The organism is Bradyrhizobium sp. 197 (assembly GCF_023073375.1).
Lineage (GTDB): Bacteria > Pseudomonadota > Alphaproteobacteria > Rhizobiales > Xanthobacteraceae > Bradyrhizobium.
Window position 1 is genome coordinate 96,315 of record NZ_JADPJJ010000004.1, and the last position, 22,873, is coordinate 119,187.

Below are 22,873 nucleotides of genomic sequence, written 5' to 3' on the forward strand. Positions count from 1 at the left end.
TTCGGTCCGCGCTTGCCGGGCTTGAAGCGGGTCGGGTCAATTGGGTGTATCGTAATTCCCGCTGCCGTGGCCTTCGCCTTCCGGTATCGCTCCGCCGGTTCTAAGTGTCATATGTGACTTTTGGAACGGAGGCGCTTCGTCGGGCGTTTCCGGAGCAGGCCGAGGTACGTCTTCCGCGTCCACAATGTTGCGTCCAGCAAGGACGAGCAAGGGGAGGAACTGCGAGACGACAAAGCCGCGTGGCGAGAGGCCACGAGCTTCGCTGGCTCTATTCAAGGATGTCGACGGCAATTCCGCCCGGCCAAGAGTGGAGCCTGGGCCTCGACCCTCTTTGCGATGGTCTGTGGAGACAAGAAATGAGCTCCGTAGACATTGTTGTTCCCTGCTTCCGGTATGGGCAATTCCTGCGAGACTGTGTCGAGAGCGTTCTGGCGCAATCCGGCCCCGAGTTGCGCGTGCTCATTATCGATGATGCGTCGCCCGACAATACAGTGGAAGTTGCGGAAGAGTTAGCCCGCTCCGATCCCCGGGTGGATTATCGCAGGCACACCTCGAATCAAGGGCTCATTGCTACCGCCAATGAAGGCATCGCCTGGGCGAGAGCCGAATATATGCTTCTGCTGTCTGCGGACGATTACCTGTTGCCCGGCGCCCTTGCGAGATCGGTCGCGCTGATGGACGATCATCCGTCTGTCGCTTTCACCTTCGGCGGCGCGGTTGTTCTTGATCAACAGGGGGAGCGTTCGCGGCGTAGAACAGGCGTGGGATCAAGAACCAACATTTTGTCCGGCCTCGATTTCATTACACTTAGCGGCGCAAAAAACATTGTGCTATCACCAACAGTAGTGGTTCGTACGAGCCTGCAGAAAAGATTGGGCGGGTATTTAGCTGATTTACCCTACGCTTCCGACATGGAAATGTGGTTCCGGCTCGCCGCGCACGGCGACGTCGGGGTCATTGCCGCTGATCAAGCCGTGTATCGAGCGCACTCGGCCAACATGTCAAGCGAGCCTTCGCGGGAGCAAGACCTGCTCCAACGCAAGGCGGCGATTGAACATTTCCTGACTAGTGGTGCTGCCAGGTTGACCAACGCTGCTGATCTTCGTGCCTGGATGAACCACATGTTGGCACTTGAAGCGATCGGTTGCGCAAGCACTGCCTTCAACGAAGGAGCGATAGAAAGTTCAGCAGGCCTTTCTAAACTTGCGGTCGGTATTGATCCGAGCGTTCGAAGAACGCGTCGTTGGTGGTTTCTTGCCTGCAAGAAGCTTCTTGGGCTGCGAGGATGGCAGCTCGTGCGGCCTGCAGTTGAATGGTTTAGAGCTATCTTACCGAACGAGCCCCGCGGAGCGGACTGAATGTGCGCAAGTTGAGATCTGAGATTTTGAACCGGAACGGACCTCGTCAAGCGAACGCACCTGTTGCAGACGATCTGTACAACACGTACCGTCGCCGATACCGATGCAAGGAACCCAATGACTGATCGAGAAAAGATTCTAATCGCTCTTCGAGAAAAGCCTCTGAAGACTTTCGAAATCATGAAGCGCGTCAACATAAAGAACCAGGACGACTGCCAATCGCTCCTGTTGAAGATGCGTGACGACGGCGCGGTGAAGTTCGATATTCACAAGGGACATTGGCTCGTCGCGTGACGGCGTTCGTTTGGTCGCCAGCGGCTGGTGGAATTGCTTCCAAGTTCCTTTCAGCGAGAGAACGACTAGCCGCCTTCGGGCGGCTTTTCTCTTGGCGGTAACTTCCGTGGGTCACTTTTCAGAAATGGCCTTGGGCTGCGGGATGTCCGTTCGCAGGGGTAAACCTGACCTTAATGGATCAAACTGCCGACTTCCGCAATTGACCCGAACCGGACGTCACCTCTCCGGTATCCCGGCGAGGTGCATGCCCCGAATTATGCGCCTAAATGCGGCCCGGAACTGCTCATTGCCGGAAAATGGAGAGGCTTTCAAGCGGCGGGTGGTGAAACCTGGATCAAGGGCAAGTCCGGCTTTCGCGGCGGCTCGCGCCTCATCCAGCTCACCGGAAAGCGAAAGCGTAGCGGCGAGTATGAAACGAGCCCAAGGATAATTTGTATTCGTCTTCAAAGATCGACGTAACCACATAATTGCCTCGGCATCGGCTCCGAGCTGCAATTTTGCAAGCGCCACATAACTCATCCAGCGATGCGCAGCCTCATCAAGCGGGGATAATCGAAGCGCTTCTTGTATATGTGCCTCGGTTTCTATCGGCCGACCATCCAGATATTTAACAGCACCGAGAGTACTATGCGCTTCAGCTAAGTTCCAATTTAAAGCCAATGCGTGCTCGCATTCGGCCACGCCCTGCGCTGCACGACCTGTGCAGCATTGGACACAGCCTAGAAACATGTGAGCCAGCGCGTGTTGCGGATCTAGAGATAAGCATTCACAAGAGCTGCTTCAGCCGCCCTTAATCGGGGAGCCGCATCATCGACGATAAAATGGACGGCACTTGCTGTGTCGATTGCCGCGATGCCGACCAATGCATCTACATTTTCGGCATCGAGTTCTAGGGCGCGTTCGAAATAGCCTCGCGCTTGCCTCATGTGCCCTGGGGTCCAGCTCTTGTTCCAACACGCCATCCCACGGAAATACAGGTCTAAAGAACTGGGCTGCAATAAGCGCTCAGCCCGTCTCGCCTCAGCCGCGATGGGTTGAGCCTTTAAAGTGTTTGCAAGTCTGGATACGATCTCGTCCTGTATGTCGAACAGAGCCGCAACAGGTTTGTCGAAACGCTCGGACCAGAGGTGATGAGCGGTTTTGGCATCCACAAGCTGCACGTTCACCCGAAGCCGGTTGCCGCTATGCTGTACTGAGCCCTCAAGCACATAGCGGATGTTCAACTCCCGCCCGATCTCCTTGAGGTCAACCGCTTTGTCCTTGTAGGTAAATGCGGTGTGGCGGCCGATCACGAACGAGCCCCTGATACGCGACAAGTCCGTGGTCAGGCTCTCCGTCACACCATCGACGAAGTAGTCTTGCGCCGGATCACCGCTGAGGTTGGCGAAAGGCAACACCACGATGGAAAGATGAGGCGGTGAAAGCGGGGTCGGCCTCGGGCTTTCCGCTTGGGTCGCCAAAACCGCGGCATAAGCCCGGACCGGGCGGTCGATGTTTTTGAGGTTCTGCTCGCCCAGATCGGCGAACTCAACCCCGACCTTGCCCCGGATATAATCGTAGGCGGAAGCCGAGATGCAGATGCCGCCGGGTTCCGCGATGCTCTCAAGTCGCGCCGCAATGTTGACGCCGTCTCCAAAGATGTCCTGCGGCTCGACGATGACGTCGCCAATATTGACGCCCACGCGGAAAGCAATACGCCTGTCTTCCACCTCACCGGTTGTAAGTTCCTTGATGCGGGTCTGAAACTGCACGGCGGCTCGAACCGCTTGGACGGCGCTCGGAAATTCTGCCAAGAGCCCGTCGCCGGTGTTCTTCACGATGCGGCCGCCGTGTTCGGCGATTGAGGGGTTAACGGTATCCGTTAGGAGCGCGGCCAGTTTGGTATGGGTGGGCTCCTCGTCGCTATGCATGAGCCGCGAATAGCCAGCCACGTCAGCGGCCAATATCGCCGACAACCTGCGCTCGACCCGGGCTGGTCGGTCTTGCTCCATAGCATCGGGACCTCGGCTTCGAGTTATACGACAGACCCGCTAAGATGGCCACTCAGGCTGATGTCCGCTTGTGACTCGTAGCGGTCGGCAGTGTTGTTTCTATTGAAAGTTGAGTGCGACCTCGGCACTATAGCACGGTTGCAGCAGGTCAAATGGGATGGGGAAATGGCTATGAGCATCGAAGAACGTGTGGAAGATGATGTTGCCAAGGCAAAGCGAGCAAGATCACTTGCTAAATTGAAGGCGGACTACGACAGGTCTTCGAGGGATTAGAACGCCCGAAGGGCGGCGCATCTATGATGCAGCCGTTAGGTTCGACGGCGCAAAACAATTGGCTGCATCAAAAGCAACCAGCAAGAAGGAAGCCGCACTGCTGCTCAAGCAAGGACTTGAGCATCTAAGTGCGGAAACTGAAAGAGCCCTCGCTCTCAATCCAAAATCTAAACCTGTCAAAAAGAAACCTATTTCAGTGAGCATGAAGAAAAAACGAACTTCTCTCTCCGCTTCTTCCAGTTGGCGGAAACGAATTTGAGGCCTCCGGCGGGTTGTCGGCCATGTGACGCTCCACGTCGCCGCGCGACGCGAGCGCCGGCGGGAGGCTGCGCGATCTCAACCTAGTAGGCGGGAATGTCGCTTTCGTCGTCATTCGGGCGAGTTCGGGAAATCCACGTTAGGTTTACGTCCTCCCAAGCCTCAGCGGTCATCGCCGGCTTGTCCAGTATTGACCCGAAGCTGACGATCCAGCGTTTAGCATCTCACGGCCCTGCTATTTGACGCGCCGTCTTCAGGCAACCATAAGAGGCGCTGACCATTGCCGAGCGAATGCAGCATGACACATGACACTTGGTTTGCGATCTATTTCACTTTCCTTGTGTTCACCCACGAACTTGCTCGTGATCCCGGCAAATTCGTCCCTGCTTTCCTCGTCCTTGCGATGCTCAGCTATATCGGGTTCGAATGTATCCGAGCCTTCCGTCGTGGGCGGCAACGATTGGCCGACGAGCGTAATCAAGAGCCGCCGGACACCAATTCTGATTACCGCTAGTGGCCCTTTCGCGACATCCAGCGATGTCCGCGAGTGCGCCGTTGTTGGCAGAGAGGCGGACATCAGGAGATATCACGGCGACAGTGCACTCGGCTCACGGCTGCGCTTCAGCCAAGTTGCAAAGAAGCGATCGGCACAATATCGTCGGTGGTCCCCCCAATTTCTGACGTCCAATCTTCTCAGGAGCCAACACTATGAATGTGGTCTCAGTGCCCAGCGGGATCAATCGTCCTCCAGGGAGGGTCGATATCCCGTCTGCCTGGCAAGGCGCTGAGATGAAGGCCAATCCTGATCGATGGTTGATATCGCTCTCTGCCGGCGAGATCGCCGAGCTCGAGAACGCAGCTGAAACATATCTCGGCAGAAGCAAAGAAATCGCAGAGATCACGAAGGAAAGCTTTCCGCTTCCTCATCTCGGCGCGCACCTGGAAGATCTCAAGAAGAAGCTGTTGGTCGGCTTGGGATTCGAAGTCATACGCGGCCTCCCGGTGGCAAAATATAGCCAGAAGTTTGCCGCTACGATATTTTGCGGGGTGGGCGCGCATCTTGGATCGGCGCGGTCTCAGAATGCAGCGGGTCACATTCTCGGTCACGTCCGTGACACAGGAGCCGATGCGAAGGATCCGAACACTCGAATTTATCAGACTTCGGAACGTCAGACATTCCACACGGATTCGTCCGACGTGGTCGGATTGTTATGCATTCGCGAGGCGATGGAGGGAGGGGATTCTCTCCTTGTCAGCACGACGACAATCTACAACGAGATGTTTGACAGACGTCCCGACCTTGCCGCTCTCTTGTTTGATCCGATCGCGACAGACCGGCGAGGCGAGGTGCCGGAGAACGAAAAGCCATATCTTGAAATCCCGGTGCTGAATTGGGATGCGGGGTTCCTGACCGGGTTCTATCAGCGCCAGTATATCGACAGTGCGCAGCGCTTTCCCGATGCGCCGAGACTGACGCCCGCTCACGTCGAGGCACTCGATCTCTTTGACGCGCTCGCAAACAGCCCCACTCTGCATTTCGGCATGCGGCTTCAGCCGGGTGACATGCAGTTCGTTTACAATCATGCTTTGTTGCATGATCGGACCGGATTCCGTGATTGGCCCATTGCAAACCAAAAGCGTCATTTGTTGCGGCTTTGGCTCAGCATGGAAGGCGACCGGCCGCTGCCCGATTGTTTCAAGCAGCGCTATGGTTCGATTGAGATTGGCAACCGTGGCGGCATTATCACCAAAGGTACCAGTCTGAACGTTCCGTTGGATTGACGTTCGAAGCATCCAGCGATGTCCGCTCTTGCGCCGTTGTTGGCATAGAAGCGGACATCACGTGCGGCGGAGCCGAGCACTCCGACCTAACGAGGACGCGGTCTCAGGCCTGCCTACTCCTCGTCTTCGTCCTCGTCATCCTCGTCCTCGTCCAATTCTTCCAGCTGTTCGAGCACGGCCAGCGGCAGCGTCTCGCGGAACAGGTCGCCTTCCGCGCCCATCCAGAGGCAGAGCACGTCGTCGCCCTTCACTTCCGCAACGGTGAGCGGCTGCCCGCCGGATTTCAGCATTACGATATCGCCGACTTTCAGTTCCATGGATGGTCCTTTCAGGTTGATTGACAGAGAGTTGATTGACGAGAGAAGAGTTAGCAAGCCGTCATGACATGCCGATCACGGCTGCGGGTCCGCGGATGCGCTACGGCTGCGCGTGTCCGCCGCGCAGACTGAAACGTCGATGACGGAGGTTCGAGTGGGGGATCGCTCGATGGGCACGCAAGGGCTCTTCGGTCCTGGGCGCGGCGATGATGCCACCATGCCCGTGTTTTGCCCGACGAGTCAAAGAGTTTCGTTAAATCCGTAAGTCATTGGTTTTACAGCGGTCGGCTACTGTGCATGGGGTTGTTTTCGATGTTTTTTGTTTTCGCGGCCTTGATCATCCCGGCAAAAGTTCGCCGAGCGAGCGGATGATGCGGTCAGGCTTGACGGGCGACCCTTCAGGCAGGCCGTCGCCATGCACGTCGATCCAGATCGAATAGATGCCGAGACGCTGCGGAGTCACCACTTCCCATTCCAGATTGTCGCCGATCATCCAGGTATCTTTTGCGGTAACGCCGAGCGTGTCCATCGCGTGCAGGTAGGCGCGCTCCTCGGGCTTGCCAAAACCGTGCTCGCCTTCGATCTGGATGTGGTGGAAGCGGTGCGCCAGCTCGAAGCGCTCGACCTTGGCGCGCTGGGTGTCGGCGGCGCCGTTGGTCACCAGCGCGAGCTTGATGCCGAGCGCTTTCAATTTGTCGATGGCCTCATGCGCGCCGGGGAAGACGAACATCTCCTCCTCGCGATAGGTGGTGAAGCGGTCGGCGAGGCGAATGGCGAGGTCGTCGGGCAGGGCGCGGTAGCCGGCGGCGGCGAGCGCGGCAAAACCGCCCTTGACGGTGAGGTGACGAGCTTCGGCAAGCCTGAGCCGCCACGAGGCGTCCCCATTGGCCCAGAAGTTTTTCGCGAAAGCGAGCACCGTGGTTGCGACCTGCTGTGGCGGCAGCGGCGCGAGCTCTTCGGCAAACTCGTTCGCGATCGTGTTCCAGGCGATCTCGGGCCGGCCATAGGCCGACAGGATGGTGTCGTCCATGTCGATCAGCATGGCGCGCGGCAGCGGCCTGATTGCGGGCTTCATCGGAGTCATGGCCATTTCACCTCCGGCGGCAGCGACGACAGGATCGAATCGACATTGCCACCGGTCCTGAGCCCGAAGATGGTGCCGCGATCGTAGAGCAGATTGAATTCGACATAGCGGCCGCGCCGGATCAATTGCTCCTCGCGATCCTCGGCCGTCCAGGCGGTCGCGAAATTGCGCCGCACGATCTCAGGATAGATCTTCAGGAAGGCGCGGCCGACATCCGCGGTGAAGGCGAGGTCGGCGTCCCAGTCGCCGCTGTCGTGCCAGTCGTAGAAGATGCCGCCGATGCCGCGGGCTTCTTTCCGATGCGGCAGGTGGAAATACTCGTCGCACCACTTCTTGTACTTGTCGTAATCGGCGATGCCGTTCGGCTGCGTGCAGGCCTGTTTCATCGCGGCGTGGAAGGCGATGGTGTCGGCGTCGTCCTGCGTCCGCCGGCGCTCGAGCACCGGCGTCAGATCGGCGCCGCCGCCGAACCAGGCTTTTGTGGTGACGACAAAGCGCGTGTTCATGTGCACCGCCGGCACGTGCGGATTGCGCAGATGGGCGATCAGCGAGATGCCGGAGGCCCAGAACTTCGGGTCGTCCGCCGCGCCCGGAATTTGCGCGCGAAACTCCGGCGCGAATTCGCCGTGCACGGTCGAGCAATGCACGCCGACCTTCTCGAACAGGCGGCCGGACATCATCGACATCACGCCGCCGCCGCCGGCCGCGCCGGTATGATCGGTGCGCTGCCAGGGCGTGCGTTTGAAGCGGCCGGGCTCGCCCGGATAAAGGTTTTGCGGCGCGTCGTCTTCCAGCCGCTCGAAGCTCGCACAGATGTCGTCGCGCAAAGCTTCGAACCAGACGCGGGCGCGCGTCTTGCGGTCTTCGATCAAGCTCGGGTCCAATGTGGATGTCATTCTTTCAGCCCTGCGGACCGTAATAGGTGCAGCTCTCGCTGCAACTGTCGCGATGGATGCTGACGCGGGTCAGCTTGCCGATATGCGCCAGCCGGTCCCAGACGAAGAGCGAGAGGTTTTCCAGCGTCGGTGCTCCCAGCCCCTCGACCTTGTTGAGGAACTTGTGGTCCAGCATCACGCGCACGTCCTCGATGGCGCGCTGAAGGAGGCCGAGATCGACCACCATACCGGTCGCAGGGTCCGGCGTGCCGCGCACCGTCACCTCGGCGCGAAAGGAGTGGCCGTGGATCTCTTCGCTGGCCGCGCCGAACGTCGTTCCCGACAATGAGTGCGCCGCCTCGAAGCGAAACGATTTCGTCAATTCCCACATCTGTTCGAAAACCAATCCTATCTGATACCGAGCGACTTGTGCGTCTGCACGCTGAGCCGCCATTGCGGATGATTGAGGCAATAGTCGATCGCGCGCGCGGTGTTTTCGGCGACCTTGGGCCCGTCCATCGGCTGCAGCGAGAAGCGCTCGAAGGCGAGGCCTGCGAAGGCCTCCGGTGCGGCGAGTGGCTGCGGATAGACCAGCTTCAGCTCGTGGCCGCGCCGGACCACCAGGTCGCTGCCGCCCTTCGGGCTGACGCAGATCCAGTCGAGTCCCTCGGGCGGGGCGACCGTCCCGTTGGTCTCGACGCCGATCTCGAAGCCGCTTGCGTGGAGCGCATCGACCAGTGCGGCATCGACCTGGAGCAGCGGCTCGCCGCCGGTGAGCACCACGTAACGGTTGTCGGTAGAGGCTGTCCATTGCGCGGCGATGGTGCCGACCAGTTCCGCGGCCGAGGCGTAGCGCCCGCCCAGCGTGCCGTCGGTGCCGACGAAGTCCGTGTCGCAGAATTTGCAGGTGGCGCCCGCGCGGTCGGCCTCTCGCCCGCTCCAGAGGTTGCAGCCCGCAAAACGGCAAAATACGGACGCGCGTCCGGCATGTGCGCCTTCGCCTTGCAGAGTCAGGAAGATTTCCTTGACCGCGTAACTCAACCGTCTCTCCTCAATCCTATGGGCCCTTCAATCCTGTGAGGCCTCGGGGTTCCGGATCTGCCGCAGCGCTTCGCCTGCGGCCATCGCCGCGGTCATGGCGACATTGAGCGACCGTAGCCCCGCCGTGATCGGAATCACCAGCCGCGCGTCCGCGGCCTCGACCACCGCGTCGGTGACGCCGGCGCTCTCGCGCCCGAATAGCAGGATGTCCGTCGTCTGGTAACGGAAATCGCGGTAGTCGGTGGCCCCTTTTGTGGTGAACAGCAGCAGGCGAGCGCCTTGCGCCGCGCGCCATTGCTCGAATTTCGACCAGGAGTCGTGACGGGTGATGCTGACCTGATCGAGGTAATCCATTCCCGCCCGGCGGAAATGCCGGTCGGAGACGGGAAAGCCTGCCGGTTCGATGATATGGGCGGCCACGCCCAGACAGGCGCAGAGCCTGAGAATCGTGCCGGTGTTCTGGGGGATGTCGGGTTGGAAAAGCGCTATCTGCATGGGCTGTGCCGGGTTCGGTGCGGGCCGGAAATGTCTCAATAAAACATCGCTGGCCGCGGAATTCGTGCATTGCACGCTCCCGCGCCGATAGCGGGCTTGCGCTCGCCCGGCAAGGGTGCCAATAGAACGATTCTGGACTGCTGTTTTCGCCTTGTTTTGGTGGGGACACGTGAAGTTCTGCCGCCGCGGGGGGGCCGCGGGCGCTAGCAGGCTGTTCTGGGGACCTTGGGGCCCTCTGGAGCGGTTCCGCCGGCAGAATAAGAAGAAAGGGTTGGAATCGTGACGACAGCGTCTTCGGCGGACCATCCGACACGCCGTGATTTCTTATTCGTTGCAACGGGGGCAGCCGCAGCAGTAGGGGGCGCAGCCGCGCTCTGGCCCTTTATCTCCCAGATGAATCCTGATGCGTCGACCATCGCCGCCGGTGCGCCGATCGAGGTCGATCTCAGCCCGGTCGCCGAGGGGCAGGACATCAAGGTGTTCTGGCGCGGCAAGCCGATCTATATCAGCCACCGCACCAAGAAACAGATCGACGAGGCGCGCGCCGTCAATGTGGCGAGCCTGCCCGATCCGCAGTCCGACGAGGCCCGGGTCAAGTCCGGCCACGACCAGTGGCTGGTTGTGATCGGCATCTGCACCCATCTCGGCTGCATCCCGATCGCACATGAAGGCAATTACGACGGGTTCTTCTGCCCCTGCCATGGTTCGCAGTACGATTCGTCCGGCCGCATCCGCCAGGGGCCCGCGCCCGCGAACCTGCCCGTGCCGCCGTACCAGTTCGTTTCCGACACCAAAATCCAGATCGGCTGAGCTTCGGACCCGCGTCCGAAGCTTCGCGCCGTCTCGTCGTTATATTTCCTCAGGATCGCATCATGAGCGGACCATCCGACTACCAGCCGAGCAATCCGGCCCTGCAATGGATCGAGCGACGTCTGCCGATCATGGGCCTCGTCCACTCGTCCTTCGTTGTCTATCCCACCCCGCGCAACCTGAACTACTGGTGGACCTTCGGCGCCATCCTCTCCTTCATGTTGGGGATCCAGATCCTGACCGGCGTGATCCTGGCGATGCACTACACGCCGCATGCCGATCTCGCCTTCAAGTCGGTCGAGCTATTGGTCCGTGACGTCAATTACGGCTGGCTGCTGCGCAACATGCACGCCGTCGGCGCCTCCATGTTCTTCGTCGCTGTCTACGTCCACATGCTGCGCGGCCTCTATTACGGCTCCTACAAGGAGCCGCGCGAAGTGCTCTGGATCCTCGGCGTCATCATCTACCTCCTGATGATGGCGACCGGTTTCATGGGCTACGTGCTCCCCTGGGGCCAGATGAGCTTCTGGGGCGCCACCGTCATCACCAATCTGTTCTCCGCCATTCCCTATGTCGGCGAGAGCATCGTGACGCTGCTGTGGGGCGGCTATTCGGTCGGCAACCCGACGCTGAACCGCTTCTTCTCGCTGCACTATCTGCTGCCGTTCCTGATCGCGGGCGTCGTCGTGCTCCACGTCTGGGCGCTGCACGTCGCCGGCCAGAACAATCCTGACGGCGTCGAGCCGAAGACGGAAAAGGACACGGTTCCGTTTACGCCGCACGCCACCATCAAGGACGGCTTCGGCGTCGCCTGCTTCATGCTGCTCTATGCCTGGTTCATCTTCTACATGCCGAACTATCTCGGCGACGCCGACAACTACATTCCGGCGAACCCGGGCGTGACACCACCGCACATCGTGCCGGAATGGTATTACCTGCCGTTCTACGCGATCCTGCGCTCGATCCCGAACAAGCTCGCGGGCGTGATCGGGATGTTCTCGGCGATCATCATCCTGTGCTTCCTGCCCTGGCTCGACGCCGCCAGGACGAAGTCGTCGAAGTACCGTCCGCTGGCCAAGCAGTTCTTCTGGATCTTCGTCGCGGTCTGCATCCTGCTCGGCTATCTCGGCGCGCAGCCGCCGGAAGGCATCTACGTGATCGCCGGCCGGGTCCTGACGTTCTGCTACTTCGCCTACTTCCTGATCGTGCTGCCGCTGCTCTCGCGCATCGAGACGCCGCGTCCGGTGCCGAATTCGATCGCAGAGGCGGTTCTTGCAAAGACCGGCAGCAAGGCGACGCCGATGGTGTCGACCGTGATCGCTCTTGCGCTGGCGGGCGCGTTGTTTGCGGGCTCAGTCGACAGCGCCCGCGCCGAGGAAGGCGGCACCAGGCCGCCGGGCAACAACTGGTCCTTTGCGGGCCCTATCGGCAAGTATGACCGCGGCGCGCTCCAACGCGGTCTGAAAGTCTACAAGGAAGTCTGCGCCAACTGCCACAGCCTGTCCTTCATCGCCTTCCGCAATCTCGGAGATCCCGGCGGCCCCGGCTATTCGACCGCGCAGGTGGCAGCCTTCGCCTCCGACTACAAGGTCAAGGACGGTCCGAACGATCAGGGCGACATGTTCGAGCGCCCGGGCCGGGCCGCGGACTATTTCCCCTCGCCGTTTCCAAACGAGCAGGCCGCACGTGCGGCGAACGGCGGCGCCGCGCCGCCGGATCTGTCGTTGATCACGAAGGCGCGTTCCTATGGGCGCGGCTTCCCGATGTTCGTCGTCGACTTCTTCACCCAGTACCAGGAGCAGGGCCCGGATTACGTCGCGGCAGTGCTGCAGGGCTTTGAGGACAAGGTGCCGGAAGGCGTGACCATCCCGGAGGGCTCCTACTACAACAAGTACTTCCCGGGCCACGCCATCAAGATGCCGAAGCCGCTCAGCGACGGCCAGGTGACCTATGACGACGGCTCGCCGACCACGGTCGCGCAGTATGCCAAGGACGTCACCACGTTCCTGATGTGGACCGCGGAGCCGCACATGGAGGCGCGCAAGCGCCTCGGTTTGCAGGTGTTCGTGTTCCTGATTATCTTCGCGTTCCTGATGTACTTCACCAAGAAGAAGGTCTGGGCCGACTCGCACTGAGCGGTTCGAGGCGAAACGAGAATTTAAGAAGCCCCCCGCGAGGGGGCTTTTTTGTTGCACACGAGCGTGTGTTGTCAGGCGCGATTGCCTATCGCGCTCCTAGCGGCCAAAGTACCGCCAACCGCTCCCCAGAAACCCATCGGAGGACACCATGGGAACCGCCATCACCTTCAAGCGCCCGGACGGCAAGGACGGATCGGGCTATCTCGCCAACACCGCGCGCGGCAACGCGCCGGGCGTGGTCGTGATCCAGGAATGGTGGGGCCTGTCGGACCAGATCAAGGGCCTGTGCGATCGCTTTGCGCTGGCCGGTTTCGACGCGCTCGCGCCCGATCTCTACAAGGGCAAGGTGGTGCCGTATCACGACACGGACGCCGCCGGCAAAGAGATGAACTCGCTCGATTTCATGGACGCCACCACGCAGACCGTGCGCGGCGCCACGCAATATCTGTCGCGCAATGGGGCCAAGGTGGGGCTGACAGGCTTCTGCCTCGGCGGTGCGGTGACCATCATTGGTGCGACCAAGATCCCGGAGCTTGCGGCCGGCGTGGTGTTCTACGGCATTCCGCCGGAGCAGGCTGCCAAGCCTGCCGACGTCAAGATCCCGCTCCAGGCCCATTTCGCCAACAAGGACGATTGGTGCACGCCGCAGGTCGTGGATGCCTTCGAAAAGGGCATGAAAGCGGCCGGCAAGTCGCTGGAGCTGTTCCGCTATGACGCCGAGCACGCCTTCGTCAACGAGCAGCGCCAGGCCGTGCACGACCGCGAAGCCGCCGAACTCGCCTGGGGCAGGGCGACGGAGTTTTTCAAGAGGCATCTGGGGTAGGGCGCGCTGGTCGATCAACGCTCTCGCTGCTTGACTATTGAAAATGATTCCGTGCAATCATAGGCTGCAGTTGCGTGGCTATTCGCTATGCGACGGCGGAGGTGGGCCATGATTGTGGATGGCCGTTTGACAACGGTTGTCGTGCCTCGCACGGCGCTGGAAGCGGCTCGGGACGCCGAGAAGGCTGAATATCTAACCGGCGCTGTGGTCGACTACGTCAACGAAATTCAGCGCGTCGGCGTCTACTCGGGACGTGAACTGCCCGCTGTGGCCACGCAAGCGTATCACGCCGATTACTATCTCGCTCAGGTCGACAACGGCGGTCACAGTCAGTTCATCGGTAACACGGGCGTCGAGATGCTTCCGACGACATCCGGCGATGCACTCGCTGGACTGAAGGCCATGGGTGCGAGTGCGCAACACCAGATCTTGCAGGAGATGATCACCTGGGTAGAGGCACATCCCGGCGAGGCTGCGCTGCAGACCGGATTCGAAAACCGCGCCGCGGCGCTCAGCGCGCTTGATAGGCGCTTCTTTGCGGCAGAACGGCAGCAACCAATGACCCAACTAGCGGCCCGATGGATCGCAAGCTGGCCCGAATTGCACGCCGTCGCGCAGGAGCAATATTCTTCCGAAATCGAGCGGCTTGCGCAGCTTAACCCACATCTGTCCCACCGCCGGATCTGGCGAAGCGTTCGCCACATCCATTTCCAGATGACTGACGACTTGCAGATCACGGTCGCCGCGGCCTGCGGAGCGGTGAGGCCTGACCCGGAGCTCAAGGTCATGGTGCTTCCAGGATTCGACACGGATGTGGAGGGGCAGCAATGCACGGCGTTCGGCGTAAGGACCAACAAGGGCTCGCGGCTATGTGTCTTTGACGAGGCGGGTGGACGACTTTATGAACTTGCCACGCGCCCTATGATAGTGGGCGCGCGGCTGTCGACTGTGGGGACTGACACGATCCAGAATTTCTTGAGAATTGCCGAGCAAAACTTTGCGGCCGAAGCGATCGACCTGCTGTTGCGGAAGTTAAGTCTGGGTCCCACCGCGGCGATCACGGCCTTGAGCGTGAGCGACGATCGAGCCAGTTGGTGTGCGGTCACAGGAGAGACCAGCGTTTTGGTCGAAACCTTTGGCGACCGCGCCCAGGTCATCGGATCTGACGGCGAGCTCGTGCTCACGGTAATGCGAGACGAAGTCGAGCGTCACGCCGCAGACGCGGCCGTTGGGCGCGACAGCCTGCAAGACCGGCCATAACCCTCGTTGCGTTTGCGCCATTTTGCCGGTCGGGCCGGCCCAGCCGCTCTTGACGCCGTCCCCGCGCCATGATGAGTATCCGCTCTATGAGCACCGCCGTCCGCCCATCCCGTCTTTGGTGGCGCACCTCCTAAGAGGTGGCCGGTGCGATTTATTCTCCCAAAATCGTCTGAGGTCGCCCACGCAGTGCGGCGGCCTGATCGTTTGTCCTGTGTGGCGTTCCCTCGGCAAGTTTCGTAAGAGGACGACATGAACAGGACCGTCTTTGCCCTCCCGGCTCGAAGCGACTATGTGACCCGCGCGGGGCTTGCGATCACGCGCGTGGCCGAGCAGTTCACCGGCGGCGCCAACCGGCTCGACGATCTCGTCAACCTGCTCGACCGTCGCCGCGGCGTGGTGCTGTCCTCGGGCACGACCGTGCCCGGCCGCTACGAGAGTTTCGACCTCGGCTTCTCCGATCCGCCGCTCAAGCTCGAGACAACAGGTTTCAATTTCAATCTGGAAGCATTGAACGAGCGCGGGCAGGTGCTGATCGCCTTCGTCGCCGACGTCTTGCGCGAGCCCTGCGTCGTGATCTCCGAGAAGACGTCCACGCGCCTTGCCGGTCATATCGTCCGCGGCGAAGCGCCGATCGACGAAGACCAGCGCACGCGGCGTGCCAGCGTGATGTCGCTGGTGCGCGATCTCGTCGCCGCCTTCTCCGCCAACGACGACGGGTTGCTCGGCCTGTTCGGCGCCTTCGCCTACGACCTCGTCTTCCAGATCGAGGATCTCGTGCAGAAGCGCGCGCGAGAGAGCGATCAGCGCGACATCGTGCTCTACGTCCCGGACCGCCTGCTGGCCTATGACCGCGCCACCGGCCGCGGCGTCGTGCTCACTTACGATTTCGCGTGGAAGGGCAAGTCCACCGCGGGCCTGCCGCACGAGACCGCCGAGAGCCCGTACCTCAAGACGTCGCGCCAGGGTTTTGCGGATCACGCGCCCGGCGAATATCAGGCCACGGTGGAAACCGCGCGCGCGGCCTTCGCGCGCGGCGATCTCTTCGAAGCCGTACCTGGCCAGCTGTTCGCCGAGCCTTGCGACCGCTCGCCGGCGGAAGTGTTCCAGCGGCTCTGCGTCATCAATCCGTCGCCCTATGGCGCGCTGATGAATCTTGGCGAGGGCGAGTTTCTCGTTTCTGCCTCGCCCGAAATGTTCGTGCGCTCGGACGGACGCCGGGTCGAGACCTGCCCGATCTCGGGCACGATCGCGCGCGGCACCGACGCGATCGGCGACGCCGAGCAGATCCGCCAGCTCCTGAACTCGGAGAAGGACGAGTTCGAGCTCAACATGTGCACCGACGTCGATCGCAACGACAAGGCGCGCGTCTGCGTTCCCGGCACGATCAAGGTGCTGGCACGCCGGCAGATCGAGACCTACTCGAAGCTGTTTCACACCGTGGACCATGTTGAGGGCATGCTGCGCCCCGGCTTCGATGCGCTCGATGCGTTCCTCACCCACGCCTGGGCCGTCACCGTCACCGGCGCACCAAAGCTCTGGGCGATGCAGTTCGTCGAGGATCACGAGCGCTCGCCACGGCGCTGGTATGCCGGCGCCATCGGCGCGGTGAATTTCGACGGCAGTATCAACACCGGCCTCACCATCCGTACCATCCGGATGAAGGAAGGCCTCGCGGAGGTGCGTGTCGGGGCGACCTGTTTGTTCGACTCCGATCCCGCCGCCGAAGATCGCGAATGCCAGGTCAAGGCTGCCGCCTTGTTCCAGGCGCTGCGCGGCGATCCGCCGAAGCCGCTGTCGGCCTTTGCGCCCGATGCCACCGGTTCGGGCAAGCGGGTGCTGCTGATCGACCACGACGACAGCTTCGTCCATATGCTGGCCGACTATTTCCGCCAGGTCGGGGCTGACGTCACCGTGGTCCGCCATGTGCATGCGCTCGACATGCTCAGGCAGAAGAGGTGGGATTTGCTGGTGCTGTCGCCCGGCCCCGGCAGGCCTGAGGATTTCGGGATCAAGAAGACCATCGACGCGGCGCTGGACAACAAGCTGCCGGTGTTCGGCGTCTGCCTCGGCGTCCAGGCGATCGGCGAGTATTTCGGCGGCGAACTCGGGCAGCTCACGCATCCCGCCCACGGCCGGCCCTCGCGGGTGCAGGTGCGCGGCGGGAGGTTGATGCGCAATCTGCCGAATGAGATCGTCATCGGCCGCTATCACTCGCTTTATGTCGAGCGCGACAGCATGCCCGAAGTTCTCGATGTCACCGCCAGCACCGAGGACGGCGTGGCCATGGCGCTGGAGCACAAGACCCTGCCGGTCGCCGGCGTGCAATTCCATCCGGAATCGCTGATGTCGCTCAGCGGCGAGGTGGGATTACGAATTGTCGAGAATGCGTTCCGGCTGGAAGCGCGCGTTGATTGAGAGGCACCAATGAATTTCGACCACGATCTGAAGGCGAGCGTTCGCACCATCCCGGACTATCCAAAGCCGGGGATCATGTTCCGCGACATCACCACGCTGCTCGCAGATGCGCGCGCGTTCCGCCGTGCGGTTGACGAACTCGTCAATCCCTGGGCCGGCAACAAAATCGACAAGGTCGCCGGCATGGAGGCGCGCGGCTTCATCATCGGCGGCGCGGTGGCGCATCAGGTGTCCGCCGGGTTCGTGCCGATCCGCAAGAAAGGCAAGCTGCCGCACACCACCGTGCGCATCGCTTACTCCCTCGAATACGGCATCGACGAGATGGAGATGCATGTCGACGCCATCCAGCCCGGCGAGCGCGTCATCCTGGTCGACGATCTCATTGCCACCGGCGGCACCGCGGAAGGCGCGGTGAAGCTGCTGCGGCAGATCGGCGCCAATGTGGTGGCCGCCTGCTTCATCATCGACCTGCCCGAGCTCGGCGGTGCCGCCAAGCTGCGCGCGATGGATGTGCCCGTGCGCACGCTGATGACGTTCGAGGGGCACTGAGCGGCAACGGCGCCGCTGGCGACGTTCAGATCGCCTCGGCCTTTAGCTCCGACAGCCAGTGCAGCATGCGCTCTTTGAGCAGCGCATTCCTGACATAGGCGCTCGCCTCGTCCTCCAGACGCTCGCATTCGCCAAATGTCAGGCCGGCCTCGCCATGCGTGGTCCACGCAGCCTGGAGGCTGCGGCAGGGGTGGCTGCCGTGGCGCAGCGAGAACCAGATGCGGTTCTGGATTGTCTCGAGGTTCGGGGCCTGTCCGACCCATGTCTCGCCCGACGCCGCGCAGCGGACGACGTAGATGCCTGCGACGGTCTTCCGCTCCCTGTAAGCGGCGATGGCGGCTTTCCGGTCGATGGTCACGGTGAGGGGCCTTGCTGAGGAACGCGGGTGCGCAAACTCAGTAGCGGCGGGTCCGCCGCAAGTCAATATTATCCGGGTAAAATATTCAAGACCGCTGCAGGATCAGGCTGAGCTCAAGCTCGCGGAAGGCGAGGTAATTGCGCCGGGTCCACTGGTGCAGCTCGGTCGAGGCATCCTTCTCCTGGCGCAGATACCCGGTGAAGGAGAAGTTCAGCCGGCCGACATAGGTTTTCAGGAAGCCGGGCAGCGCGGGCAGGCGGAACACCCGACCGGCAGCCATCGCGGCCGGCAGCTCGCCGCGCACGATGTGCTCGTTGTCCACCGTGATCAGGTTCATCCGCGGGATCTGTTCGCGCAACATTTCGTAGGCGCGGGCCGAGGCGCGGTCGGTGTCGGCGACGAACAAGATGATCGGCGCGACGTGGCGGCGCGCGGCCTCTTTCAACAGGCCGATCTCGTCGGCCATCTTGAAGAACTCGTCAAAGGCGTGGAAGCCGAGGTCGATCACCTTGGCAAGCCCGTCATCGACGATGACGCGATCCATCAGCTGCATCTTGCCATAGGTGTCGATCACGTCGGCGGTCTCCGTGATCTTTGGCAGATAGTCGAGCAGCGACGGCTCCTTCAGGTTGACGTCGAAGGCCGCGACGTTGCCGTTCTTGAGCAGCAAAAATTCACTCAAAAGCCGCGCCAGCAAGGTCTTTCCGACCTGCGGGCGGGGCGAGCAAATGATGTAGAGGGGCGTTGCTGGCATCACGAACTATTATCTGAGCGAACTCACCGCCCAATCCAGCCGTATCCGCCCGGGGTCCGCAACTATTTTTCGCTGTTGCGGGCGGCGGGCTTGGAGCCGACGATGTCGGTCAATCGGATCCGGTCGAATTCGCTCCAGACGTTCGCCAGCCAATGCCGGACATAGCCGCGGAGCACGAACGAATAGTTCGCGGCCTCGTCGTTGATGCCCTTGTTGGCGACGAATTTGAGGAACGGGACCGAGGACACCTCGACCTGCTCATAGGCCATTTCGTTGAGTTTTGGGATGGTCAGCTCGGTCGCATCCTTGATGCGGTGGAAGTATGAATTGTAGGTCGCCTGGTCCCATTGGAAGAACTGCGTGTCGTTGATGAAGTTCTTCACCAGGAAATACTTTGCGCCGGTCATGAAGCCGGCTGTCTCGGCGATCTCATCCAGTGAGGCGATCGAGGGTCCGAGGATGTGGAACACTGCGAAGGTGATCTGGCCGGCCTTGGCGGCGTCGAGGAAACCGATGTCGCGCAGCGAGGCCAGCGCCGGCGAGAGCAGGCCGGCGCGGACGTCGATCACGGTCACCGACGGGCTCGTCGCGTTGAGCGTATCGAAGATCTTCATCTGATCGGACGTCGTCGTCATGTCGACGATCTCGGTGATATCAGGGTGGAAGCGCTTCAGGGTTCCGCGCGGCGACTCGGTGTCGAAGGCGCGCGTCGGCACGTTGTTGGCGGAAAAATAATCGAGCAGGGTGCGCGACACCGTGGTCTTGCCGACCCCGCCCTTGTCCGCGCCCACCACAACCACTGCCGGCTTTGCCATTGCTGTCCCCTAACGCGCCCCCGATCGCGAGATCGCAATCGGCCGGGCCCCAAATCGATGTCCCAAGGATGTCCCGAGGATGTCCCAAGTCTGCTGTTGGGCGCGAACATGGCAGAAACAAGGGAGAATTCAATTCCTCGGCATGCAGTTACGGCAATTCCCGAGGTTTTTCCCAATCGCGACCAAACCTTCCGCGCGTCGCGTCAAATTACGCGTTTAACGGTGGCCCCAAGGACCCATTGGATTGCCCAAGGGATTGCCGCTTGCGGTTCCGGCAGGGCTGGATGCGGGCACGGGCGGTGGACTGGCCGAGCCGCCTGCATCGTCCCAAGGACCCTGGCGCAGCGGCGGTGGCGTGCCTTGCTGGCCGGCTTGTGCTTCCGGTTCTGCCTCCTCATAGCCGGGTGGCGGCAGCGGGCCGGGATCGTGGCCGCCGGCGAACTTGACCAGCGCGTCGACTCGGGACTGCACCGATGGGTGAGTGGCAAACAGGTCTGCAAAGCCCTCGCGCGGATTGTCGACGCAGAGCTCCATCACCGCCGAGGTTGCGCCCGGCAGCTCGCCGCGGTTCTCGATCTTGCGCAGCGCCGAGATCATGGCGTCCGGGTTTTTTGTCAGCTCGACCGAGCCCGCATCGGCGAGATATTCGCGCGAGCGCGACAGCGCGAGCTTCACCACTTGCGACAACAGCCATGCCACCACGATCAGCACGACCGCGATGATGATGACGACCACCGCGCCGCCGCCGGAGCTCTTGCTGTCGCTCGACGACGAGGACGATCGCGATGACGAGGAGGAGCCTGACGACCACGAGCCGCCGCCGGAGCTCCAGCTGAAATTCGTGAACAGGCGGAAGAACAATTCGCCGAAGAAGCCGACTACACCCGCGATGATGACGGCGACCACCATGAGCTGCACGTCGCCGTTCTTGATGTGGGTCAGCTCGTGGCCCAGCACCGCCTCGATCTCCTTGTCGTTCAGTGCGTTGAGGAGACCGGTGGTGACGGTGATCGAATATTGCCGCGGGTTGAGGCCGGTCGCGAACGCGTTCAGCGCCGGGCTCTCCATGATCTTCAGCTTCGGCATCGTGATGCCGCGCGAGATACAGAGGTTTTCGAGCAGATTATAGAGCCGCGGCTGTTCCTGCCGGGTGACGTCGTGGCCGCCGGTCACGGCATCGATCATCGACTGGTGGAAGAAATAGGCGATCACGATCCAGGCCGCTGCCACGACGGTCGCAACCGGCGCGGCGACTTTCAGGTCATAGAAGGCGCGGCTCAGATAATAGACGACGGTCTCATTGCCGTTGATGACGACTTCGGCGATCAGCGCGCCGGCATAGATCAGCACATAGACCAGCGCGAACAGGCCGGCGAGCAGCAGCATCGAACGAAACTTGTTCGAGGCGATGTGCGTGTAGAGACCATACGCGGCCATGACGCAATGCCCTGCCGGCCTATCGGCTCAACTCAGAACTTCACCTGCGGCGTGGCCTCGACCTCGGTGCGGCTGGCGCCGAGATCGAAGAAGTCCTTTTTGGTGAAGCCGAACATGCCGGCGAACAAGGCGGCGGGCATCTGCTGGATGCCGGTGTTGTATTCCTGGACCGCGCTGTTGAAGAAGCGCCGGCTGGCCGCGATCTTGTTCTCGAGGTCGGAGAGCTCGCTGGCGAGCTGCTGGAAATTCGCGTTGGCCTTGAGGTCGGGATAGGCCTCCGACAGCGCGATCAGCCGGCCGAGCGCGCCGGAGAGCTGGTTCTCGGCTGCGGACACCTGCGCCGGTCCCTGCGCCGACATCGCCGAATTGCGCGCCTTGACGACGTCGTCGAGCGTGCCGCGCTCATGCGATGCATAGCCCTTCACCGTCTCGACCAGGTTCGGGATCAGATCGTGGCGCTGCTTGAGCTGCACGTCGATGTCGGCAAAGGCCTGGCCGACGCGCTGGCCCAGCGCCACCAGACGGTTGTAGGCGCTGAAGGCGAACAGCACGAGGACGACGATGACGCCGAGAACGATCCAGCCGGTCGACATGGAGAACTCCTGAAGGGAATTAAGGCTGGCGCAGCCTAGACCAAATTAGCGCCCGGCGAGAGCCCGCCGCGGAGAGAAGGTAAGACTTGGTCGGATCTGGAACCATCCGAGTTCAAGCCAAAAGCGCCGGACGAGGTTAACTTTCGGACATGACGGCGTCACCCCAGCGCCAGCGCCGGGCGCTTGCATAGGCGGCCTTGTCGCGGCGGGGGATCCTGGCAAGTTCAACACTCTGCTCGGTGCAAAGCTTGGCCGTGATCTCGGCCTTGCCGACATCCGGCGGCGCCAGCACGCGCGCGGCGCGTGCAGCGGGCGGCGTACGGGTCAGCGCCACGTAAATGAAGCGTTCGTCCTCGAACGGCACGTCGGCGCCCTTGATCTGGCGGTGCGCCTGAGAGCGCGGCAGGCGCTGGGAGAAATGGCACCAGTCCGGCGCCATGAGCGGACACGGCTTTTCGTGGGGGCAGGGCGCGGCGACATAGGCGCCCGCCGTGATCAGTTGCTGGCGCAAAGCGAGGATGCGCGCATAGCCGGCGGGCGTGCCGGGTTCGATCACGACCAATGCGTGGCGCGCTTTCGCCCACATCGTTTCCGCGAGCTTGCGCCGATCGCCCTCACGGAGCTCGCCGATGACGTAGCTCGCAACCACGAGATCGGCTTGCGAGACCTCGGCGAGGTTCGCGCCGGCATCGCCCGGCAGATAGCGGCACTGCGCAAGTCGCGAGCTATCACGCGCCAGTTCGAGCGCCAGCCTGCTCAGTGCGCCGTTGGCGTCGAGCAGGGTGAAATCCTGCAGCGAGGAGAACGCCTCTGCGGCGGCCCAGCTCGCGGTGCCCGGGCCTGCGCCGACGTCGAGCAACGTTTCCGGAGCGAGGTCCGGTGCGATCTCGGTCAGCGCATTCAGACTTGCCGCCACAGTCGCGTAGGTCGCGGGCATGCGCGCGAGCGCGTAGGCGAGCGCATCGGCATCCGACTTGATGGTGCCGGAGCCGCCGCCTGCGCGATAGGTGGTCGAGATTTGCGACGATCGTCGCGCCGCATCGGTGCGCGAAAAGCCCTGGAGCTTGCCGTCGAGGGCCGCTTTCAGTTCCGCCGGGAGGGTGGGTGAGATCATCATTCGTGGTCATCATCTGCCCGAGTGCGCAATTGCGCA

At 61.9% G+C, this 22,873-nt stretch carries 23 protein-coding genes and 1 pseudogene; 11 read left to right on the plus strand and 13 right to left on the minus strand.

Annotated features, from left to right (window positions below; genetic code table 11):
* Positions 1 to 120 precede the first annotated feature (120 nt).
* A complete protein-coding gene (locus IVB27_RS43510) occupies positions 121 to 360 on the plus strand; it encodes a DUF6894 family protein (protein WP_524536457.1) in 240 nt (79 codons plus the stop codon).
* The gene (locus tag IVB27_RS01325; RefSeq protein ID WP_247440782.1) at positions 357 to 1,358 is read left to right on the plus strand and encodes a glycosyltransferase family 2 protein; all 1,002 of its coding nucleotides are present in this window, start codon (positions 357 to 359) and stop codon (positions 1,356 to 1,358) included. Before IVB27_RS43510 ends, IVB27_RS01325 begins: the two co-directional genes overlap by 4 nt.
* Before the next feature lie 510 nt (positions 1,359 to 1,868).
* Here the strand turns inward: IVB27_RS01325 and IVB27_RS01330 are convergent.
* Positions 1,869 to 3,643: pseudogene (locus tag IVB27_RS01330) on the minus strand (adenylate/guanylate cyclase domain-containing protein).
* 331 nt (positions 3,644 to 3,974) lie between these two features.
* On the opposite strand from IVB27_RS01330, the gene IVB27_RS01335 reads away from it, so the two are divergent.
* From IVB27_RS01335 to IVB27_RS01345, 3 genes are all read left to right on the plus strand, one after another.
* Positions 3,975 to 4,175: a hypothetical protein gene (locus tag IVB27_RS01335; protein ID WP_247440784.1), complete on the plus strand. Its 201-nt coding sequence runs from the start codon at positions 3,975 to 3,977 to the stop codon at positions 4,173 to 4,175.
* A 297-nt stretch (positions 4,176 to 4,472) separates the two neighbouring features.
* A complete protein-coding gene (locus tag IVB27_RS01340; protein ID WP_247440786.1) occupies positions 4,473 to 4,688 on the plus strand; it encodes a hypothetical protein in 216 nt (71 codons plus the stop codon).
* 194 nt (positions 4,689 to 4,882) lie between these two features.
* Positions 4,883 to 5,956, plus strand: a complete 1,074-nt coding sequence (locus tag IVB27_RS01345) for a TauD/TfdA family dioxygenase (RefSeq protein WP_247440787.1) — start codon at positions 4,883 to 4,885, stop codon at positions 5,954 to 5,956.
* Positions 5,957 to 6,069: 113 nt separating this feature from the next.
* On the opposite strand, the gene IVB27_RS01350 is transcribed toward IVB27_RS01345, so the two are convergent.
* The 6 genes from IVB27_RS01350 to IVB27_RS01375 form a co-directional block, all read right to left on the minus strand.
* Positions 6,070 to 6,273, minus strand: coding sequence for a YodC family protein (locus IVB27_RS01350; RefSeq protein ID WP_247340403.1), 204 nt, complete (start codon positions 6,271 to 6,273; stop codon positions 6,070 to 6,072).
* Between the two features lie 337 nt (positions 6,274 to 6,610).
* On the minus strand, positions 6,611 to 7,363 hold the full coding sequence (locus IVB27_RS01355; protein ID WP_247440789.1) for an HAD family hydrolase: 753 nt from the start codon (positions 7,361 to 7,363) through the stop codon (positions 6,611 to 6,613).
* A complete protein-coding gene (hemF, locus tag IVB27_RS01360) occupies positions 7,354 to 8,253 on the minus strand; it encodes an oxygen-dependent coproporphyrinogen oxidase (protein ID WP_247340400.1) in 900 nt (299 codons plus the stop codon). The genes IVB27_RS01355 and hemF overlap by 10 nt, the downstream gene beginning before the upstream one ends.
* Positions 8,254 to 8,257: 4 nt before the next feature.
* A complete protein-coding gene (locus IVB27_RS01365) occupies positions 8,258 to 8,623 on the minus strand; it encodes a 6-pyruvoyl trahydropterin synthase family protein (protein ID WP_247440918.1) in 366 nt (121 codons plus the stop codon).
* A 17-nt stretch (positions 8,624 to 8,640) separates the two neighbouring features.
* On the minus strand, positions 8,641 to 9,273 hold the full coding sequence (gene queE / locus IVB27_RS01370; protein WP_247440791.1) for a 7-carboxy-7-deazaguanine synthase: 633 nt from the start codon (positions 9,271 to 9,273) through the stop codon (positions 8,641 to 8,643).
* A 27-nt stretch (positions 9,274 to 9,300) separates the two neighbouring features.
* Positions 9,301 to 9,768 (minus strand): tRNA (cytidine(34)-2'-O)-methyltransferase, encoded by a 468-nt coding sequence (locus IVB27_RS01375; protein WP_247440793.1) that lies wholly within the window; start codon positions 9,766 to 9,768, stop codon positions 9,301 to 9,303.
* 279 nt (positions 9,769 to 10,047) lie between these two features.
* Between IVB27_RS01375 and petA the strand changes: the two genes are divergently transcribed.
* The 6 genes from petA (at position 10,048) to IVB27_RS01405 (ending at position 17,763) form a co-directional block, all read left to right on the plus strand.
* The gene (gene petA / locus IVB27_RS01380; protein ID WP_007595042.1) at positions 10,048 to 10,578 is read left to right on the plus strand and encodes a ubiquinol-cytochrome c reductase iron-sulfur subunit; all 531 of its coding nucleotides are present in this window, start codon (positions 10,048 to 10,050) and stop codon (positions 10,576 to 10,578) included.
* Positions 10,579 to 10,640: 62 nt separating this feature from the next.
* Positions 10,641 to 12,713, plus strand: coding sequence for a cytochrome b/c1 (gene fbcH / locus IVB27_RS01385; protein ID WP_247440795.1), 2,073 nt, complete (start codon positions 10,641 to 10,643; stop codon positions 12,711 to 12,713).
* Between the two features lie 151 nt (positions 12,714 to 12,864).
* The gene (locus IVB27_RS01390; RefSeq protein ID WP_247440797.1) at positions 12,865 to 13,539 is read left to right on the plus strand and encodes a dienelactone hydrolase family protein; all 675 of its coding nucleotides are present in this window, start codon (positions 12,865 to 12,867) and stop codon (positions 13,537 to 13,539) included.
* Positions 13,540 to 13,647: 108 nt separating this feature from the next.
* Positions 13,648 to 14,799 carry a DMP19 family protein gene (locus IVB27_RS01395; RefSeq protein ID WP_247440798.1) on the plus strand — a complete coding sequence of 384 codons (1,152 nt, stop codon included), beginning with the start codon at positions 13,648 to 13,650 and terminating at the stop codon, positions 14,797 to 14,799.
* A 249-nt stretch (positions 14,800 to 15,048) separates the two neighbouring features.
* A complete protein-coding gene (locus IVB27_RS01400; protein ID WP_247340381.1) occupies positions 15,049 to 17,214 on the plus strand; it encodes an anthranilate synthase component I in 2,166 nt (721 codons plus the stop codon).
* A gap of 9 nt (positions 17,215 to 17,223) precedes the next feature.
* Positions 17,224 to 17,763 carry an adenine phosphoribosyltransferase gene (locus IVB27_RS01405; protein ID WP_045005226.1) on the plus strand — a complete coding sequence of 180 codons (540 nt, stop codon included), beginning with the start codon at positions 17,224 to 17,226 and terminating at the stop codon, positions 17,761 to 17,763.
* 25 nt (positions 17,764 to 17,788) lie between these two features.
* On the opposite strand, the gene IVB27_RS01410 is transcribed toward IVB27_RS01405, so the two are convergent.
* From IVB27_RS01410 to IVB27_RS01435, 6 genes are all read right to left on the minus strand, one after another.
* Positions 17,789 to 18,121, minus strand: coding sequence for a GIY-YIG nuclease family protein (locus IVB27_RS01410; protein WP_247440800.1), 333 nt, complete (start codon positions 18,119 to 18,121; stop codon positions 17,789 to 17,791).
* Between the two features lie 85 nt (positions 18,122 to 18,206).
* A complete protein-coding gene (locus tag IVB27_RS01415; protein ID WP_247440802.1) occupies positions 18,207 to 18,875 on the minus strand; it encodes a hypothetical protein in 669 nt (222 codons plus the stop codon).
* A gap of 62 nt (positions 18,876 to 18,937) precedes the next feature.
* On the minus strand, positions 18,938 to 19,690 hold the full coding sequence (locus tag IVB27_RS01420) for a P-loop NTPase family protein (protein ID WP_247340374.1): 753 nt from the start codon (positions 19,688 to 19,690) through the stop codon (positions 18,938 to 18,940).
* A 216-nt stretch (positions 19,691 to 19,906) separates the two neighbouring features.
* Positions 19,907 to 21,127 carry a M48 family metallopeptidase gene (locus tag IVB27_RS01425; protein ID WP_247440803.1) on the minus strand — a complete coding sequence of 407 codons (1,221 nt, stop codon included), beginning with the start codon at positions 21,125 to 21,127 and terminating at the stop codon, positions 19,907 to 19,909.
* Positions 21,128 to 21,159: 32 nt separating this feature from the next.
* On the minus strand, positions 21,160 to 21,720 hold the full coding sequence (locus tag IVB27_RS01430; RefSeq protein ID WP_247340369.1) for a LemA family protein: 561 nt from the start codon (positions 21,718 to 21,720) through the stop codon (positions 21,160 to 21,162).
* Between the two features lie 136 nt (positions 21,721 to 21,856).
* On the minus strand, positions 21,857 to 22,837 hold the full coding sequence (locus tag IVB27_RS01435) for a small ribosomal subunit Rsm22 family protein (RefSeq protein WP_247440804.1): 981 nt from the start codon (positions 22,835 to 22,837) through the stop codon (positions 21,857 to 21,859).
* Positions 22,838 to 22,873 lie beyond the last annotated feature (36 nt).